Annotated in this window: 16 protein-coding genes and 1 riboswitch; of the genes, 5 read left to right on the plus strand and 11 right to left on the minus strand. The window is 60.5% G+C overall.

The genetic code is table 11. The annotated features are described in order from the left end of the window. Positions 1–57: 57 nt before the first annotated feature. The 4 genes from CFE47_RS06875 to ahcY all read right to left on the minus strand — a co-directional run bounded on the left by CFE47_RS06875 (position 58) and on the right by ahcY (position 4,516). Positions 58–849, minus strand: coding sequence for a substrate-binding periplasmic protein (locus tag CFE47_RS06875; RefSeq protein WP_286836048.1), 792 nt, complete (start codon positions 847–849; stop codon positions 58–60). A gap of 63 nt (positions 850–912) precedes the next feature. Next, positions 913–1,995, minus strand: a complete 1,083-nt coding sequence (locus tag CFE47_RS06880) for a hypothetical protein (protein WP_286836049.1) — start codon at positions 1,993–1,995, stop codon at positions 913–915. An 85-nt stretch (positions 1,996–2,080) separates the two neighbouring features. Continuing rightward, positions 2,081–2,926: a methylenetetrahydrofolate reductase [NAD(P)H] gene (metF, locus tag CFE47_RS06885; RefSeq protein WP_286836050.1), complete on the minus strand. Its 846-nt coding sequence runs from the start codon at positions 2,924–2,926 to the stop codon at positions 2,081–2,083. Positions 2,927–3,106: 180 nt separating this feature from the next. Continuing rightward, on the minus strand, positions 3,107–4,516 hold the full coding sequence (ahcY, locus tag CFE47_RS06890) for an adenosylhomocysteinase (RefSeq protein ID WP_286836051.1): 1,410 nt from the start codon (positions 4,514–4,516) through the stop codon (positions 3,107–3,109). Positions 4,517–4,537: 21 nt separating this feature from the next. Then, positions 4,538–4,644: riboswitch (S-adenosyl-L-homocysteine riboswitch) on the minus strand. A gap of 198 nt (positions 4,645–4,842) precedes the next feature. Here ahcY and CFE47_RS06895 point away from each other — a divergent pair. Both CFE47_RS06895 and CFE47_RS06900 read left to right on the plus strand, forming a co-directional pair. Continuing rightward, positions 4,843–5,247 (plus strand): acyl-CoA thioesterase, encoded by a 405-nt coding sequence (locus tag CFE47_RS06895; protein WP_185709171.1) that lies wholly within the window; start codon positions 4,843–4,845, stop codon positions 5,245–5,247. A gap of 75 nt (positions 5,248–5,322) precedes the next feature. Then, positions 5,323–6,210: a formate/nitrite transporter family protein gene (locus tag CFE47_RS06900; RefSeq protein ID WP_185709172.1), complete on the plus strand. Its 888-nt coding sequence runs from the start codon at positions 5,323–5,325 to the stop codon at positions 6,208–6,210. Here the strand turns inward: CFE47_RS06900 and CFE47_RS06905 are convergent. Then, positions 6,204–7,463, minus strand: coding sequence for a cation:proton antiporter (locus CFE47_RS06905; RefSeq protein ID WP_286836052.1), 1,260 nt, complete (start codon positions 7,461–7,463; stop codon positions 6,204–6,206). The two genes, CFE47_RS06900 and CFE47_RS06905, sit on opposite strands and share 7 nt — an antisense overlap. A 203-nt stretch (positions 7,464–7,666) precedes the next feature. Here CFE47_RS06905 and CFE47_RS06910 point away from each other — a divergent pair, with 203 nt between their 5' ends. Further along, positions 7,667–8,053, plus strand: a complete 387-nt coding sequence (locus CFE47_RS06910; RefSeq protein ID WP_286836053.1) for an MAPEG family protein — start codon at positions 7,667–7,669, stop codon at positions 8,051–8,053. A 126-nt stretch (positions 8,054–8,179) separates the two neighbouring features. Here CFE47_RS06910 and mltA read toward each other — a convergent pair whose 3' ends face one another. Then, a complete protein-coding gene (gene mltA, locus CFE47_RS06915; RefSeq protein ID WP_286836054.1) occupies positions 8,180–9,364 on the minus strand; it encodes a murein transglycosylase A in 1,185 nt (394 codons plus the stop codon). 129 nt (positions 9,365–9,493) lie between these two features. On the opposite strand from mltA, the gene CFE47_RS06920 reads away from it, so the two are divergent. Next, positions 9,494–9,943, plus strand: a complete 450-nt coding sequence (locus CFE47_RS06920) for a c-type cytochrome (protein ID WP_185709176.1) — start codon at positions 9,494–9,496, stop codon at positions 9,941–9,943. A gap of 6 nt (positions 9,944–9,949) precedes the next feature. On the opposite strand, the gene CFE47_RS06925 is transcribed toward CFE47_RS06920, so the two are convergent. From CFE47_RS06925 to CFE47_RS06945, 5 genes are all read right to left on the minus strand, one after another. Continuing rightward, the gene (locus CFE47_RS06925; protein ID WP_286836055.1) at positions 9,950–10,345 is read right to left on the minus strand and encodes a DUF1090 domain-containing protein; all 396 of its coding nucleotides are present in this window, start codon (positions 10,343–10,345) and stop codon (positions 9,950–9,952) included. A gap of 39 nt (positions 10,346–10,384) precedes the next feature. Next, the gene (gene ligB, locus CFE47_RS06930) at positions 10,385–12,049 is read right to left on the minus strand and encodes an NAD-dependent DNA ligase LigB (protein WP_286836056.1); all 1,665 of its coding nucleotides are present in this window, start codon (positions 12,047–12,049) and stop codon (positions 10,385–10,387) included. A 95-nt stretch (positions 12,050–12,144) separates the two neighbouring features. Beyond that, complete coding sequence (locus tag CFE47_RS06935; RefSeq protein ID WP_185709179.1) at positions 12,145–12,498, minus strand: hypothetical protein; 354 nt, start codon at positions 12,496–12,498, stop codon at positions 12,145–12,147. Between the two features lie 219 nt (positions 12,499–12,717). Further along, a complete protein-coding gene (gene metK, locus CFE47_RS06940) occupies positions 12,718–13,908 on the minus strand; it encodes a methionine adenosyltransferase (RefSeq protein WP_286836057.1) in 1,191 nt (396 codons plus the stop codon). A 19-nt stretch (positions 13,909–13,927) separates the two neighbouring features. Continuing rightward, positions 13,928–14,923 carry an ArsR/SmtB family transcription factor gene (locus CFE47_RS06945; protein ID WP_286836058.1) on the minus strand — a complete coding sequence of 332 codons (996 nt, stop codon included), beginning with the start codon at positions 14,921–14,923 and terminating at the stop codon, positions 13,928–13,930. Between the two features lie 259 nt (positions 14,924–15,182). On the opposite strand from CFE47_RS06945, the gene tkt reads away from it, so the two are divergent. Continuing rightward, positions 15,183–17,180 carry a transketolase gene (gene tkt / locus CFE47_RS06950; protein ID WP_286836059.1) on the plus strand — a complete coding sequence of 666 codons (1,998 nt, stop codon included), beginning with the start codon at positions 15,183–15,185 and terminating at the stop codon, positions 17,178–17,180. The last annotated feature ends 25 nt before the right edge of the window (positions 17,181–17,205 follow it).

Raw genomic sequence — 17,205 nt, forward strand, 5'->3', positions numbered from 1 at the left:
CAAGACTTCAGCGGCCGGGCGTAAGCCTGGCGGAAAGGCCGGAGTATAACAGAGCAATCACCGCGCGCTGCTTTCCTGCTGCTCAACGGTGTGTCCGGAGGCCGTATTTGCTTGAAATCCACCGTATTTGGCGCTTAAGGCGGCGTAGGCCGGCTCTTGTTTGAAGCGCTTGAGTTCAGCGGCAAAGCGTTGCACCAGCAGGTCCATGCCGGCGCCACGGCGTACCGCCAGGAATTGCTGCTGCCGGCTGACCACGACGGGTGCCTGGCTGACTTTGTCTTCCAGGCCCATTTCCTTGAGCACATGCTGGCCGACGCGGCGGTCGGTGATCACCAGGTCGATACGTCCGAGCAGCAATTTGCCGAAGTTGGCTTCGTGGCTGGGTGCCGGTTCGCGATGGAACAGGGTGGAATCGGCGAAGGGTGAGCCGTACAGGTAGCCTGGCGAGGTGCCGACGGTCAGGTTGTGCAGGTCTTCGAGGGTTTGGGCGGGGTGTGGGCGCTCGTTGGCGTAGTACAGCACGAACTCCACTTCCGACAACGGTTCGCTCGGATACAGCAACAGGGTGTCGCGGTCGTGGCTGTGGAAAATATCCAGCGCGCCGTCGGCGTTACCTTGGTCGAGCATCGCCAGGCAGCGTTTCCAGGGCAGGAACTGCCATTCAACGTCCACGCCCAGGCGCTGGAACACCGTCACTGTGGTTTCGTAATCCAGACCGCGCATCGTGCCGTGGTCATCGTAGACGTAGGGGGCCCAGGGCTCGGTGACAATGCGCAATTTCTCGCCATAAGCTGCCAGGCTCAGGCAAGTAAAAAGCGCAGCGGTCAACAGCTTCAAAAGGGCGGGCATGCCCTGAGGTTACGACGCTCCTGCATGAAAGAGAAGCTCTGGCACGCGTATCCGCAGGCGGTGCTATTTAGCTCCTGAGGTCATCAGGTGTTCGTAGATGGCAGCGCGCCGCTCGCCCAGAATCATGCGCACCAGGGGGTTGGCGAACCAGTGCTCCAGTTGGTGGGCGTCGACCGGGCTTTTCTGGCGCTCTTCCTGATTTTGCCGAGCCTTGTCCCACCAAACCGGGCCACAGGCTTGGTCGAACTCGTTTTCGTGTTCGTAGCAGCCGTAGAGAATCTCGCGGATGAACTGCTGCTTGCGCTTGGGCAGCGCCAGGGTAATCAGCTTGTACATCAGGCGTTGCAGGCGTGGCGGGCGGGGCAGGTGGGCGGAGACCTTGCGGGTGTCGGCCAGGGCGGCGGTGTTGACCGGGTCGGCCGCGTGCTTGTTGATCCACGCTTTAACCTTGGCGCGGAACAACTGCTTGCGGCTCCAATAGTGGTGGATCAGGTCCGGGCACTGGCGCACGTTGACTGTGCGATAGGCCGCGACCGACAGGCAGAACTCCTCCAGGGTGTAGGCGCCGCCCGCGAGCAGATACAGGTCGTCCATCAGTTGGATGGAGTGATCCAGCAGGTGCGCGTCTTCTCGGGCCAGGCCCATGACGCCGGAGTTGAGCAACGACATGTTGTCATCGGCCAGGCCCTTGTCTGCCAGCACCTTGGCCAGCGCGCTGTACAGCACGCTTTCACGGTTGTCGCCGTACTTGGCGTGGAACGCGTTGCACAGCACGGTGCCGGGTGATACGCGTTCGAACAGCGCCATGGGTGAGTCATGGAAAAACGTGTCGGTGTCGATCAGCAGCGCGCGTTCCGAGGTTTCAAGCACCTGGCGCAACAGCACGTGTTTGGTCCGGAAATGATAGCCGTGGGGCTCGCTCCAGCGTTTACGGGTGGCTTCATCCAGCGTGTGGACCTGCACCGGCAAGTCGCGGTAAGGCTCGGGGTTGTCGCTGAATACCTGGATGTCGAGTGGCAGATTCTGAGTGCCGCCCAGATGCGCCAGGGCACTGGCGATGCTGAATACCGCTTCCTGATGGTAAGTCTCGGCGCCAAAAACCAGGTAAACCAGTTGCGGGCGTTGAGTCGTGGACGCTGTATTCATTTACTGCTGGCTTCCTTTCCGGTGGGGATAAAAACAAAAAAAGGCCCCCGTATAAACGAGGGCCTGGATGCTGCTTGAACAAACCTCAGCGTGGGAGCTTGAGATTGTTCCAGATTGCGAGGCTCGGCTCAGCCTGGTTCAGGGTATAGAAGTGCAACCCTGGCGCGCCACCTTGCAACAAACTTTCACACATTTCTGTGATGACCTGCTCACCGAACGCCTGGATGCTCTTGACGTCGTCACCGTAGGCTTCCAGTTGTTTGCGCACCCAGCGTGGGATTTCGGCGCCACAAGCGTCGGAAAAACGCGCGAGCTTGCTGTAGTTGGTGATCGGCATGATGCCCGGCACGATGGGGATATTCACGCCCATGGCCCGTACACGCTCGACAAAGTAGAAGTAGCTGTCGGCGTTGAAGAAGTACTGGGTGATCGCACTGTCGGCACCGGCGTTGGCCTTTCGCACGAAGTTCTGCAGGTCTTCTTCGAAGTTGCGGGCCTGTGGGTGCATCTCCGGGTAAGCCGCCACTTCGATGTGGAAGTGGTCGCCGCTTTCTTCGCGGATGAAGCTCACCAGGTCGTTGGCGTAGCGCAGCTCACCGCTGGCCATGCCCATGCCGGACGGCAGGTCGCCACGCAGGGCAACAATGCGCTTGATGCCGGCTTGCTGGTATTGGGTCAGCAGGCCGCGCAGGTCGTCCTTGCTGTCGCCCACGCACGAAAGGTGCGGAGCGGCGGGAACTTTGACTTGGCTTTCCAGCTGCAGCACGGTGTTGATCGTGCGGTCACGGGTCGAGCCGCCGGCGCCGTAGGTGCAGGAAAAGAAGTCGGGGTTGTAGCTGGCCAACTGCGTAGCAGTCGCCATCAGTTTTTCATGCCCAGCATCGGTCTTGGTCGGGAAGAACTCGAAGCTGTAGCGACGGTCTTGGGACATGGTAATAACCCTATGAAACTCAGATACCGGAAGTCATGCACCGATTTAATGTGGGAGCGGGCTTGCTCGCGAAAGCGGTGTGTCAGTCACCGGATGCATCAACTGACACACCGCATTCGCGAGCAAGCCCGCTCCCATATAAAGCCCGCTCCCCTTGAAAGGTAGCGGGCCGCAGGCAAATCAGTAGCGGTAAGCGTGCGGCTTGAACGGACCTTCGACGGTCACGCCGATGTAGTCGGCCTGGGTCTTGGTCAGTTGAGTCACAACGCCGCCGAAGCCGCGGACCATTTCCAGGGCCACTTCTTCGTCGAGTTTCTTCGGCAGTACTTCCACGGTCAGGCGCTCGGCTTTCTGGGCTGGCGACAGGTCGGCGTATTTCTGGCCGAACAGGAAGATCTGGGCCAGTACCTGGTTGGCGAACGAGCCGTCCATGATGCGGCTTGGGTGGCCAGTGGCGTTGCCCAGGTTAACCAGGCGGCCTTCAGCCAGCAGGATCAGGTAGTCGTCGTTCTGCGGGTCGAAATCACCAGCACCGGTACGGTGAACCTTGTGGACCTGTGGCTTCACTTCTTCCCATGCCCAGTTCTTGCGCATGAAAGCGGTGTCGATCTCGTTGTCAAAGTGGCCGATGTTGCAGACAACAGCACGCTTCTTCAGGGCTTTGAGCATGTTCGCGTCGCAAACATTCACGTTGCCGGTGGTGGTCACGATCAGGTCGATCTTGCCCAGCAGGGCTTTGTCGATGCTGGCTTCGGTGCCGTCGTTCTGGCCGTCGATGAACGGCGAAACCACTTCAAAGCCGTCCATGCAGGCTTGCATGGCGCAGATCGGGTCAACTTCGGAAACCTTGACGATCATGCCTTCCTGACGCAGGGACTGGGACGAACCCTTGCCCACGTCACCGTAGCCGATCACCAGGGCTTGCTTGCCCGACAGCAGGTGGTCGGTGCCGCGCTTGATGGCATCGTTCAGGCTATGACGGCAGCCGTACTTGTTGTCGTTCTTGCTCTTGGTCACCGAGTCGTTGACGTTGATGGCCGGGATTTTCAGCTCGCCCTTGGCCAGCATGTCCAGCAGACGGTGTACGCCGGTGGTGGTTTCTTCGGTCACGCCGTGGACGCGGTCCAGGATGGCCGGGTACTTCTTGTGCAGCAGCTCGGTCAGGTCGCCGCCGTCGTCGAGGATCATGTTGGCATCCCAAGGCGCGCCATCTTTCAGGATGGTTTGCTCCAGGCACCACTCGTACTCTTCTTCGGTCTCGCCTTTCCAGGCGAATACCGCGATACCGGCGGCAGCGATGGCGGCAGCGGCCTGGTCTTGAGTCGAGAAGATGTTGCAGGACGACCAACGCACTTCGGCACCCAGGGCAACCAGGGTTTCGATCAGCACGGCAGTCTGGATGGTCATGTGGATGCAGCCGAGGATCTTGGCGCCTTTGAGCGGCTGCTCAGCGGCGTATTTGCGACGCAGGCCCATCAGGGCTGGCATTTCGGATTCGGCGATAAAGGTTTCGCGACGGCCCCAGGCAGCGAGGGACATGTCGGCGACTTTGTAGTCGTTGAAATCTGCAGGCGTGTTGACAGCGCTCATGAAGAGCCTCCATTCGTAGTGTGCGAATGGGCGCCGTTGTGCGTTTAGTATCAGGCCAGGACAATCAGGCCGGACAACGCCCCATCCGAGCCTGACAGGTTGAACCTGCTGCAGCGCCCCTCGGACAGGTGGCGGGAAAACGGTAACAAGTGGATGTGACCGTTTTGAAACGGCGCCGATTATAGCCGTGTGCGCCCGAGTTCCCAAGCCTTTCTGTCGGCCAAATGAAGATCGCCCATGGGCTTGATAGGCAATGGTGCATAGAGCTCTGGCGCGGGCTCTGCCATGATGTTGCCCATCATTCGGCAAGACGCTTTGGAGTGACCATGAACTTCCACACCCGCAAATGGGTAAAACCCGAAGACCTCAACCCCAACGGCACCCTGTTCGGCGGTAGCCTGCTGCGCTGGATCGACGAAGAAGCGGCCATCTACGCCATTGTCCAATTGGGCAACCAGCGTGTGGTGACCAAGTACATCTCCGAAATCAACTTCGTCAGCGCTTCGCGCCAGGGCGACATCATCGAACTGGGCATCACCGCCACCGAGTTCGGCCGCACCTCCATCACCCTGACCTGCGAGGTGCGCAACAAGATCACCCGCAAAAGCATCCTAACCGTAGAAAAGATGGTGTTCGTCAACCTCGGCGAAGACGGTTTGCCGGCACCCCATGGCCGTACTGAAATCAAGTACGTGAAAGACCAGTTCGCGGAAGAAAGCATCAGCGAGTAATCCTGCCGGGCCAGTGAACGCTCGTGACGGGCGACAGGTCGTACCTGAACAACACCCTCCTGTTCAGGTACGCCCATGGCCACGCAAGAAGACGGCAAGACCCCCAACCTGTCGCAGGAAGAGCAGCAGGACGTCGACAAGAACCAGCCACCCCGCGCGGCGGTGCTGCATGAAATCATCCGCACCCAAGGCGACCAGGAGCTGGAGCGCAACGTAGCGGCGCTGTGGTGGTCGGCGCTGGCCGCCGGCCTGACCATGGGCCTCTCGCTGATGGGCATGGGCCTGCTCAACTCGCGGCTGCCAGACGGTGAGGGGTTCAAGGTGATCGCCAGTTTCGGCTACTGCGCGGGCTTCCTCGCTGTGATCCTGGCGCGCCAGCAACTGTTCACCGAAAACACCCTGACCGCTGTGCTGCCGGTGATGAGCAAACCCACGCTGGCGAATGCCGGGCGTTTGCTACGGCTGTGGACGGTGGTGCTGGTGGGCAATTTGTGCGGCACCTTGCTGGTGGCGTACGTGATGCTGCACCTGCCGATTTTTGATACCAAGACTGACCTGGCTTTTCTGGAGATCGGGCGCAAGGTCATGGAAAACGACCCGGGCCAGATGTTTGCCAAGGGCATCGTTTCTGGCTGGATGATCGCCACCATGGTGTGGATGATCCCGTCGATGGAAAGCGCCAAGATGTTCATCATCATCCTGATCACCTACCTGATGGCCCTTGGCGACTTCACCCACATCGTGGTGGGTTCGGCGGAAGTGTCGTACCTGGTGTTTGCCGGCGAGTTGCCGTGGAAGGATTTCTGGCGGGTGTTCGCCGGGCCCACGCTGGCGGGCAATATCATCGGCGGCAGTTTTATCTTTGCGCTGATCAGCCATGCGCAGATTCGCAGTGAAAGCAGTTTGCCGGGCAAGGCTGCTGCGGACCCTAGGCATCCGCAGCAGATCAAAAAGGGTCAGTGATGCTCAGGCGCGACCTGGGGCTCGTCCCGGGTCACGCGCTTGACCAGCTTGCCGATGCTCAGGCCCTGCAACAGGATCGACGACAGCACCACGATGTAGGTGATGCTCAGCAGCAGGTCACGCTCCGGGCCCAGCGGCAACGCCAAGGCCAAGGCAACCGACACGCCACCGCGCAGGCCGCCCCACGTAAGGATGCGGATGGTGCCGCGCGGCACTGTGCGCCAGCGACGTAGCAGCAAGATCGCCGGCGCCACCGTCAGCAGGCGCGAGAGCAGGATCGCTACCGCCAGCAAGCTGGCTGCGAACACGTGCAGCCAGTTGAACGGCAACAGCAGCAATTCCATGCCGATCAATGCGAACAGCAAGGCGTTGAGCATGTCATCGAGCAATTCCCAAAAACCGTCGAGGTAGCGGCGGGTCATGTCGTTCATCGCCAACTTGCGCCCCAGGTTGCCGATGATCAGGCCCGCGACCACCATCGCGATCGGTGCAGAGACGTGCAACTCGGTGGCCATCGCCGAACCGCCGATCACCAGGGCGAGGGTCAGCATCACTTCGATCTGGTGCTGCTCGATGCTCTTGATCATCAGGTACACCAGATAGCCGATCAAGCCGCCGAACACCACGCCGCCAATCGCCTCATGGGCGAACAGCATAGCCGTGGCGCCTACCGTTGGGGTTTCGCCCAGCTGTGCAATGCCCAGCAACACGGTAAACACCACCACTGCCGTGCCGTCGTTGAACAGCGACTCGCCGACGATAGTGGTTTTCAGCGGTTTGGAGGCGTTGGCGGTACGCAGTACGCCGAGCACCGCAATTGGGTCGGTGGGCGAGATCAGTGCACCGAACAGCAGGCAGTAGAGGAAGCTCACATGCCAGCCAAACAGGGCAAAGATGTAGTAGGCCAAGCTGCCGATGACCACGGTGGCGATCAATACGCCGAAGGTCGCCAGCAGGCCGATGGGCCAGCGGTAACTGCGCAGGTCACTCAGGTTGACGTGCAAGGCGCCGGCGAACAGCAGGAACGAGAGCATCCAGTTCATCAGTAAGTCGCCGAAGTCGATCTGACCGATCAATTGCTGGATGCGTTCTTCCAGGCCTGGGTAGCCGAGCACGCTCAGGCCTTGCAGGATCAGGGAAAACAGCAGGGCCGTGACCATTACGCCGATAGTGGGCGGCAGGCCGATAAAGCGGAAGTTCACATAAGTGAGCAGGGTGGTGAGGCAAATAAAGGCGGCGACAAGTTCAAGCATCCGGGGTCCTTGGAGGTTCAGAAGTCAGTAATGGGGGGATGGACCGCAGCAGCGGCGCGATGTTGCAGGGCGAGGCGCAAAACACCGATAGAACCTTTCCAGGCATGGCGGCTCATAGCGGTAAGTGCGGCTTGCCAGAATTGGTGCTAAAACTCTAATTTCTGTTTCAAATTAAACATAGAAAACTATAAAAGGAATCGGTGATGACGGTAGCGTTCTGGTGTGTGTTGATCGCAATTTTCCTGCCTTACCTGTGCACGGGCGTGGCCAAGTTCAGCGGCGGCAAGTTCGGGCCGCGTCAGAACCATGATCCGCGTGCATTCCTGGAAACCCTCGAAGGGTTTGCCAAACGTGCCCACAGCGCGCAGCTCAACAGTTTCGAAGTTACCCCGGCGTTTGCTGCGGCGGTGATTATCGCGCACCTGGCCGGTACCGCCGAATTGGTGACCATCAATGTGCTGGCTGTGTTGTTTATCACCAGTCGCCTGCTGTACATCATTTGCTACCTGGCGGACTGGGCGATCCTGCGTTCGCTGGTGTGGTTCGTGGGGATGGCGTTGATTGCGAGTTTCTTCTTCGTCTCGATCTGAAGATTGGCACGCCGCATTGTGGGAGCTGGCTTGCCTGCGATAGCGGTGTATCTGCTAGCTGAGAGGGCGACAGATGCGCCGCCATCGCGGGTAAGCCCGGCTCCCACATGGGGTCGGCGTTGTTCTTTAGGTTCCGGCGGGAGCGTCTGGGACGTGAGGCAACGCCGCACCCTTGGGCCACAACATCCAGATCTGCCCCTGCTGCTTCATATTCCCCGCCAACTCCCCCGCTGCAGCACCAGTGCCCCAGAACAAGTCGGCACGCACTTCACCGGTGATTGCGCCGCCAGTGTCTTGCGCGGCAACAGGCCTTGCGATGGGAGAACCATCTGGTTTCGTCGTGGAAAGCCACAATAGGCTGCCCAGCGGAATCACCTTGCGATCCACCGCTACGCTATAACCGGCCGTCAACGGTACGTTCAGCGAGCCGCGCGGGCCTTCGTTGCTGTCGGGGCGGGCGCTGAAGAATACGTAGCTGGGGTTGCTCGCCAGCAGTTCCGGGATGCGTTGCGGGTTGGCCTTGGCCCAGGCGCTGATGGCGCCCATGGTCACGTCTTCTTTCTTCAGCTCGCCTTGCTCCACCAGCCAACGGCCGATGGGACGGTAGGGGTAGCCGTTCTGGTCGCCATAGCCGACACGCAATTGACGCCCGCCGGCCAGTTGAATGCGGCCTGAGCCTTGGATCTGCAGGAATTGCAGGTCCATCGGGTCTGTCAGCCAGGCAATCGGCTTGGCCGTGGAGCCCTGGCCATTGATGGCGCTAGCGTCGTCATACGGCTTGAGCACACGACCTTCCAGGCGACCGCGCAGGCGCTTGCCCTTGAGTTCGGGGTAGATGCTTTCCAGGTTGACGATGATCAGGTCATCCGGCACGCCATACACCGGCACATGGGCGGCGGCGGTCTTGGTCAGGCTGCCGGGGTAGACCGGTTCGTAGTAGCCGGTGATCAGGCCGTTGGGGGTATTGTCTGCCGAGCGCAGGCCGAACACATCCAGGCGTTCCTTGAGAAAACCACGCACCGCCACGGCATTGCCGGGCACTGTGGCTGCTGCTGCGCAGGTCGCGCCCCAGATCGGGTCGGCCTTGAGGCGTTGGCAGGCGCTGCGCCAGGATTCGAAACCGGCGAGCAAGTCGCTGTCGGACACGGCGGGCAGGGCTTCCCAGGGGGCGCTGACATAGGTGGCGACGGCGTGAGGCTTTGAAGTTTCATCTTTGGCTGGCTCTTTACCCGCATCGCAACCGGCTAGCAGTGCAATCATCGGTAGAGCCCACGCCAACCCAAGGCTCCAGCGTTTTGAAGTGACATTCATACACGAAATTCCTGACGCGATTGCCCGCGCCGCAGCGCTTTTGGGCAACCCTTATTATTAATAGGGCTATTGGTCTTTGCGGGCGGGGCGAGGATACTGGCCGCCGTTTCCCGTGACCTCGAAGCCACCATGACTTTTAAAAGACTGACCGTTGTATTGCTGGCCTGCCTGACACTGTCCGCCTGTGGCGGCGTTGATCCGAATTCGCCCCTGGGCCAGCGCAAGGCGATCTTCAAGCAGATGCTCAAGACCGGCGAAGACCTGGGCGGCATGTTGCGCGGGCGCATTCCCTTCGACGGCGCGAAGTTCGCCGACGGCGCAGTCAAGCTGGATGCGTTGTCCCATGAACCGTGGAAACATTTCCCGAGCGTGCGTGAAGAAGACCACACCAGCGCCAAGGATGACGTTTGGCAGCAACAGGCACGCTTCCAGGAACTGGCCCGCAACCTGGAAACGGCCACCGGTGAATTGGTGGTCGCAAGCCAGGTTCAGCCTTACAAGGCCAGTAATCTTGGGCCGGCCGTGCAGAAGGTCGAAGATGCCTGCACGGCCTGCCATAAACAGTTTCGGGACCACTGACCGGTTTTACTTGTCGAGGTCTTCCACGGCGTCTTGCAGTTCTTTGCGTGACTGGGCGAGCTTTTCCTTACGCTTGTTGATCTTGTCCGCGTCGCCTTTTTTCATGGCCTTGTCGAGGTCGGCCTGACGACGGCTGACCTCGTGCTTGGCGTCGAGCACTTTGTTTTCGCGCTCTTTGCGCAAGGATGCATCGGTGCAATTGGCGGTCACTTCGCTCAGGGCTTTTTCCAGGCCGGCTTGTTGTTCAGCATTGCCGTGAGCCTTGGCTTGTTCGATCTGGGTGCTGATGGCTTGGCGTTTGGCGGCGCAGCCGGTGAGCTCTGGTGCTTCCTCGGCAGCCAACAACGGCGTGGCCATGAAGCTTGCGACGGTCAGCAGGGCAAAAGGGGCTAGAAATTTCATGTGGGGCTCCAAGGTCGCAGTCTTATGGCCGGGCTGGGTTCAAAACCCGTCGATACCGGCCACGCGTAGTGTTTCAGCCAAGGCCTGAACCTGCGGGTCGCGAAAGAAGGCGCGCAATTGCGCCGCACGGCCCGGGCCGATGCCATCGATGGCCAGCCAGGCTTTGGTGTCTCTGGCAACCAGCGTCTGCCAGTCACCTTCCAGGTTGTAACGTGCCGCAGGCGGTACACCCAGGGCTTTGAGCCATTGTGCGAAGGGCCGTTGTCGTGCGCTCTGGAGGCTGTCGAGTACCCGCGCACGGCTGCGATCACCCAAGCCGTCAATGTTAGCAAGCTCTGCCGTATCCAGGGTTAACCAATCGAGAAAGCTTGCGATTAGACCGGCCTGGATCAATACGTTCCAGGTCTCGCGACCTATATGCGGCAAGGCCAGCCCCTGGTTGCTGCTCAGCCAGGTGAGCCGGGCGAGCAATTGCTCTTCGCAGCCGGGGTCCAACTGCCAGCAGCTCAGGGCGTGAAAGTCGCCGGGCTTGGGTACGGGCATCTCTACCCGAGTCGCGTTGCGCAGAATCACCTGGTCCAGCCGGGGAATGACTTGGCCTGCCAGGCTGATGGACACTTGATCGCCGGGGCGTATATCCAGCGCTTGCCAGCGTTGCAAGGAGCCAGTGCTGACGCGGCTGATCTGTCTGTCGTCCAGCCGTACCGGTTCCAACTCCAGGACCGGCGTGATGCGCCCGGTCCGGCCGATCTTGAATTGAACCTCACGCACCAGAGCAAGCGCTTTGGTGGCTGGGTACTTCCAGGCGGCAGCCCAATACGGCGCGCTGACCTGCCAGCGCCCGGCGGGTGCACGCTGCGCCTGGTGCAGCACTATTCCATCGCTGGCGAAGGGCAGCGGGTGGTTGTACCAGTAGGTGCGCCAGTGCGCGGCTTCGCTGACGTGTTGAATGGGATGGCTGTAACGCTGACTGTCGCTGAAGCCCCAGCGTGCCAGTGTCGCAAGGTATTCGGTGAACGAGGCTGTTCCATCCGGCCAGGCCCAGACGAACAGGCCGATGCCGGCTGCATCGGTTTCGCTCAATGCTCGGCGGTTCATCAGCCCGGCTACCTTGCTGCGAGTATTGAGCCCGCCGTGTGCCGATTGCACATGGTCAATAAGGCGCCAGTAGAGTTCGCCTTGCAGTACCAGGTCGATGGGCTCCGGCAACTGCTGGACAATGCCGGGGATCTTGCGCGCGGAAGTGGACCAGTCCTGGCCGAGCATGCCATCGCCACGGCTGATGACCTGGTTCAACCGGCCCTGGCGATACACCAGGGTCACGGCAACGCCGTCTACTTTGGGTTGGACCCAGACATCCCGGCGAGTACCCAGCCAGGCCTCGACCGCCTGCTCATCCAGCAGTTTTTCCAGGCCGGTATGGGCGACCGGATGCCGAAGGGTGCCCCTTGAGGAGGCGAGGGGGTTGTCGGGTGTCGCGGTGGGTTGGGAGAAGCACTGGCGCCAATGCGCCAGGCGCTGGCGAGCCTGGTCGTAGAGTTCATCGCTGACGGGGGATTGGCCGAGTCGGTGGTAACTGTCATCCCACTGGCTGATTTGCGTGGCCAAGCTTTCGACTAGCGTATGGGCCTCATCGGGGCAGTTTTCGGCCTGCGCCCAGAAGGGGAGGACACTGAGTAAAAGAGCGATTAATCGACGCATCATGAGCATCCTTGCTCGGAAGGGGCGCCAAGCCTAAATGATCCACACGGACACAAAAAAGCCCCGACAGTGCGGGGCTTTTTACCGGGTGTTTCTACTTACTTGAACAGACCGCCCAGGGCTTTGACTGGGTCAGGCTTATCAGCCTTTGCTTCCTGTGTTTGTTGCTTGGCGTCGGCTTTGGCTTGGGTTTCAGCTAATTTGTCACAGCCTTTGTTGACCTGGTCCTGTGCTGCTTTGAAAGCCTTGACGGACAAGGTGTCTTTCTTGGCTTCGGCTGCATCGATCTTGGCTTGCAGGTCTTTGGCGTGCTGCTGGCAGTCGCCGGAGTCGCCGCCACCCAGTTGGGAGGTCAGGGCGCCACTTACTGCACTCAGGTCGATACCGGCGTGAGCCGGCAGGGTGAACAGGCTGAGCAGAAGAGCGGCAGGGGCGAGCGTGGAGATGCGCATGAAAAACCTCAATGTTCGATTGCTTGCGCGCTTATGGCTCCCGGGCAGGCGCAATGCAATATCCAAGTAAGGTCTAAGGCCCGAGAGGGCGCGGATTCTAGTGGGCCATCATTTGGCCTGCAAGGTTTGGATCCAAAAAATGTGAATGTCGCCGCGAATCTCCCGGCAATAAAAAGCCCCGCCGGGCGAACCTGGCGGGGCTTTGGGTATTGCGCGGTATTACAGGCCGGCAGCGACGCGCAGGTCGTTGGCGCGGTCGGTTTTTTCCCAAGTGAACGTGGTGAAGGTGTCGTCGCCGACAGTCTTCTGCGCTGGAGTACGACCGAAGTGGCCGTAGGCTGCAGTTTCCTGGTACATCGGGTGCAGCAGGTCGAGCATGGTGGTGATCGCGTAAGGGCGCAGGTCGAAGATCTCACGCACCAGCTTTACGATCTTGTCATCGCTGATCTTGCCGGTGCCAAAGGTATTCAGCGAGATCGACGTAGGCTGGGCTACACCGATAGCGTAGGAAACCTGGATCTCGCAACGCTCGGCCAGGCCGGCCGCGACGATGTTCTTGGCCACGTAACGACCGGCGTAGGCCGCCGAACGGTCAACCTTGGATGGGTCTTTACCCGAGAACGCGCCGCCGCCGTGACGGGCCATGCCGCCGTAGCTGTCGACGATGATCTTGCGACCGGTCAGGCCGCAGTCGCCCACCGGGCCACCAATGATGAACTGGCCAGTCGGGTTGATGTGGAACTGGGTGTCCTTGGTCAGCAGTTCGGCAGGCAACACGTGCTTGACGATCAGCTCCATCACGCCTTCACGCAGGTCAGCGTAGGAAACGTCCGGGTTGTGCTGGGTCGACAGTACAACGGCGTCGATACCCACCACCTTGCCGCCTTCATAACGGCAGGTCACCTGGGACTTGGCATCCGGGCGCAGCCAAGGCAGTTGGCCGCTTTTGCGGGCTTCGGCCTGACGTTGCACCAGTTGGTGCGAGAAGGTGATCGGTGCCGGCATCAGCACGTCGGTTTCGTTGCTGGCGTAGCCGAACATCAGGCCCTGGTCGCCGGCGCCCTGGTCTTCTGGCTTGGCGCGGTCGACACCCTGGTTGATGTCCGGGGACTGCTTGCCGATGATGTTCATCACGCCGCAGGTCGCGCCGTCGAAGCCGACGTCGGAGCTGGTGTAGCCGATGTCGGTGATCACGTCACGAACGATCTGCTCCAGGTCAACCCAGGCGGTGGTGGTCACTTCGCCAGCGATGATTGCTACACCGGTTTTCACCAGAGTCTCGCAGGCCACACGGGCGTGCTTGTCTTCAGCAATGATGGCGTCCAGCACCGCGTCAGAAATCTGGTCGGCGATTTTGTCCGGATGCCCTTCAGACACGGACTCGGAGGTGAAAAGGGAGTATTCGCTCATCTCGATGTTTTCCTGATATTTACCGATGGTGAGTGTCGCCAGCCGGTCGCTGAAAATGGCGGACCTGGATCTGGAAACCATTACGTAAACCTACATAGAGGCTTTCCCCGGGAACGAGTCCCGCAGCGGTGGCCCAACGGGCCAGATCGTCCTGTTCAAAGCCCAACCAAAGATCACCGCAGGCCTCCCTGGCCCAATTCTGGTTGTGGCTGCATAAATCCGTAACCAACAGGCTACCGCCGGGATGCAGCAACCCGGCCATTTGCTTGAGGGCGTCAGCGGGGGCGGCGAAATGGTGCAAGACCATGTTCAGCACCACGCAGTCGGCCTTGATCGGTGTGCCACTGAGCGCGTCAGCCAACTGCAGGCTGACATTGCCCAGTGCTTCGCGCTCGCATAGTTGGCGTGCCAGTTCGAGCATTGCCGGGCTGTTATCCAGCGCCGTGACCTGGTGAAAGCGCCGTGCCAGTTCCGGCAGGAAACCGCCATCCCCAGGGCCGACTTCCAGCGCGGTGGCCTCATCACTGAAGCTCAGCTTGTCCAGCATCGCCAGTACGCTGTCGCGGTATTGGGCCAGCCCGGCGATCAGGTCCTGCTGGGCGCGAAACTTCTCGGCGACCCGTGCGAAAAAGTCCTGGCTCGCCGCAGCACGTTGCCCGTGGACCTGGCCGATACGCGACTGCACGTCAGTCGGCAGGCTCAGGCCGTCCACTTCCTCGAGCAAGGCAGCGTGCAGCTTGCCGCCCAGCAGATCGGTGTGGGGCAGGGCGCGACGGTAAAAAATCGCATTACCTTCGCGGCGAGTGGCCACCAGGTCGGCCTGGGCCAATACTTTCAAATGGTGGCTCATGCCGGACTGGCCGATGGCGAAGATCTGCGCCAGCTCCAGTACGCCGAAGGAATCGTTGGCCAGTGCGCGCAATACGTTCAGACGCAACGGATCGCCAGCGGCCTTGCACAAGGCTGCCAGTTCATCGCCGTCGTCGGGGCGCAGGGAGGGCATGGGTAGATTCATAGGGCCAGCAGTCTAGAGACGGGTTTAAATCCCTGCAAGGGCAATATCAAAAAGTTTTGATATTGATCGATAAGTGGCGGTTATAAGCCGCCGCTATAACCTTTAGACGAATGAGTGGCCGGTTTCTGCAAGGGAATGGCGCCCAAAGCGCAGGAAAAACACCCTCAAGTGACTATCTGTCATTGCCCGCAGGCGGTGGCTGAGGGAAAATGCCGGTCCTTTTTTCCGTTTCTTTTCAGCAAACCCCAGGAGATCAGCGATGCCCAGCCGTCGTGAGCGTGCCAACGCCATTCGTGCCCTCAGCATGGATGCCGTGCAAAAAGCCAACAGCGGCCATCCCGGTGCCCCGATGGGCATGGCGGATATCGCCGAAGTACTTTGGCGTGACTACCTGAAACACAACCCGAGCAATCCATCGTTCGCCGACCGTGACCGCTTCGTGCTGTCCAACGGCCATGGCTCGATGCTGATTTATTCGCTGCTGCACCTGACCGGCTACGACGTCACCATCGACGATCTGAAAAGCTTCCGTCAGCTGCACAGCCGCACGCCGGGCCACCCGGAATTCGGCTACACCCCAGGCGTCGAGACCACCACCGGTCCCCTGGGCCAAGGCCTGGCGAATGCTGTTGGCTTCGCACTGGCAGAAAAAGTCCTGGGCGCACAGTTCAACCGCCCTGGCCACAACATCGTCGATCACCACACCTACGTATTCCTGGGTGATGGCTGCATGATGGAAGGCATTTCCCACGAAGTCGCTTCCCTGGCCGGTACCCTGGGCCTAGGCAAGCTGATTGCGTTCTACGATGACAACGGCATCTCCATCGACGGCGAAGTCGAAGGCTGGTTCACCGATGACACCCCTAAGCGTTTCGAAGCCTACAACTGGCAGGTGATCCGCAATGTCGACGGCCACGATCCGGAAGAGATCAAGACCGCCATCGACACCGCCCGCAAAAGCGAGCAGCCGACCCTGATCTGCTGCAAGACCACCATCGGTTTCGGTTCGCCGAACAAGCAAGGTAAAGAAGACTGCCACGGCGCCCCCCTGGGCGACGCGGAAATCGCCCTGACCCGTGCTGCGCTGAAGTGGAACCACGGCCCGTTCGAAATCCCGGCCGACATCTACGCCGAGTGGGATGCCAAGGAAAAAGGCCGCGCCGTCGAAGGCGAGTGGGACGAGCGCTTCAATGCCTACTCCGCTGAGTTCCCTGCGCTGGCCATCGAATTGATGAGCCGTCTGAACGGTGACCTGCCGCTGGACTTCTCGGCCAAGGCCGACGAGTTCATCGCCGAAGTCGCTGCCAAGGGCGAAACCATCGCCAGCCGCAAAGCCAGCCAGAACACCCTGAACGCCTTTGGCCCTCTGTTGCCTGAGTTGCTCGGCGGTTCGGCTGACCTGGCCGGTTCCAACCTGACCCTGTGGAAAGGCTGCAAAGGCGTAACGGCCGAAGACGCCAGCGGCAACTACATGTACTACGGCGTACGTGAGTTCGGCATGAGCGCCATCATGAACGGCGTGTCCCTGCACGGCGGCCTGGTGCCTTACGGCGCGACTTTCCTGATGTTCATGGAATACGCCCGTAACGCCGTACGCATGGCGGCGCTGATGAAGAAGCGTGTGATCCATGTATACACCCACGACTCCATCGGCCTGGGCGAAGACGGCCCGACGCACCAGCCGGTCGAGCAACTGACCAGCCTGCGCACCACGCCGAACCTGGACACCTGGCGCCCAGCCGACGCGGTGGAATCCGCCGTGGCCTGGAAGCACGCCATCGAGCGTAAAGACGGCCCTTCGGCGCTGATCTTCTCGCGTCAGAACCTGCAGCACCAAGTGCGTACCGACGCGCAGATCGCCGACATCAGCCGTGGTGGCTACGTGTTGAAGGACTGCGACGGCGAGCCGGAGCTGATCCTGATCTCCACCGGTTCCGAAGTGGGCCTGACCGTTCAGGCGTACGACAAGCTCACCGAACAAGGCCGCAAGGTTCGCGTGGTGTCGATCCCGTGCACCAGCGTGTTCGACGCCCAGGACGCCGGCTACAAGCAATCGGTATTGCCGTTGCAGGTCAGCGCACGTATCGCTATCGAAGCGGCTCACGCCGACTACTGGTACAAGTACGTGGGCCTGGAAGGCCGCGTGATCGGCATGACCACCTACGGTGAGTCGGCGCCGGCGCCAGCGTTGTTCGAAGAATTCGGTTTCACCCTGGACAACATCCTGGGTCAGGCTGAAGAGCTGCTGGAAGACTAAGGCTGTAAATTGGGGTGGCTGTACT

Source organism: Pseudomonas sp. PGPPP1, from assembly GCF_002255865.1.
In the GTDB taxonomy this organism is placed as follows: Bacteria; Pseudomonadota; Gammaproteobacteria; order Pseudomonadales; family Pseudomonadaceae; genus Aquipseudomonas; species Aquipseudomonas cremoris.

What these genes read in the sequence shown, in the direction of transcription:
- CFE47_RS06895 (WP_185709171.1), top strand. Translation starts at nt 4,843, where the DNA reads ATGAACTTCCACACCCGCAAATGGGTAAAACCCGAAGACCTCAACCCC.
- metF (WP_286836050.1), bottom strand. Translation starts at nt 2,926, where the DNA reads ATGTCCCAAGACCGTCGCTACAGCTTCGAGTTCTTCCCGACCAAGACC.
- CFE47_RS06900 (WP_185709172.1), top strand. Translation starts at nt 5,323, where the DNA reads ATGGCCACGCAAGAAGACGGCAAGACCCCCAACCTGTCGCAGGAAGAG.
- metK (WP_286836057.1), bottom strand. Translation starts at nt 13,908, where the DNA reads ATGAGCGAATACTCCCTTTTCACCTCCGAGTCCGTGTCTGAAGGGCAT.
- mltA (WP_286836054.1), bottom strand. Translation starts at nt 9,364, where the DNA reads ATGAATGTCACTTCAAAACGCTGGAGCCTTGGGTTGGCGTGGGCTCTA.
- CFE47_RS06910 (WP_286836053.1), top strand. Translation starts at nt 7,667, where the DNA reads ATGACGGTAGCGTTCTGGTGTGTGTTGATCGCAATTTTCCTGCCTTAC.
- CFE47_RS06920 (WP_185709176.1), top strand. Translation starts at nt 9,494, where the DNA reads ATGACTTTTAAAAGACTGACCGTTGTATTGCTGGCCTGCCTGACACTG.
- CFE47_RS06875 (WP_286836048.1), bottom strand. Translation starts at nt 849, where the DNA reads ATGCCCGCCCTTTTGAAGCTGTTGACCGCTGCGCTTTTTACTTGCCTG.
- ligB (WP_286836056.1), bottom strand. Translation starts at nt 12,049, where the DNA reads ATGATGCGTCGATTAATCGCTCTTTTACTCAGTGTCCTCCCCTTCTGG.
- tkt (WP_286836059.1), top strand. Translation starts at nt 15,183, where the DNA reads ATGCCCAGCCGTCGTGAGCGTGCCAACGCCATTCGTGCCCTCAGCATG.
- CFE47_RS06935 (WP_185709179.1), bottom strand. Translation starts at nt 12,498, where the DNA reads ATGCGCATCTCCACGCTCGCCCCTGCCGCTCTTCTGCTCAGCCTGTTC.
- CFE47_RS06880 (WP_286836049.1), bottom strand. Translation starts at nt 1,995, where the DNA reads ATGAATACAGCGTCCACGACTCAACGCCCGCAACTGGTTTACCTGGTT.
- CFE47_RS06905 (WP_286836052.1), bottom strand. Translation starts at nt 7,463, where the DNA reads ATGCTTGAACTTGTCGCCGCCTTTATTTGCCTCACCACCCTGCTCACT.
- CFE47_RS06945 (WP_286836058.1), bottom strand. Translation starts at nt 14,923, where the DNA reads ATGAATCTACCCATGCCCTCCCTGCGCCCCGACGACGGCGATGAACTG.
- CFE47_RS06925 (WP_286836055.1), bottom strand. Translation starts at nt 10,345, where the DNA reads ATGAAATTTCTAGCCCCTTTTGCCCTGCTGACCGTCGCAAGCTTCATG.
- ahcY (WP_286836051.1), bottom strand. Translation starts at nt 4,516, where the DNA reads ATGAGCGCTGTCAACACGCCTGCAGATTTCAACGACTACAAAGTCGCC.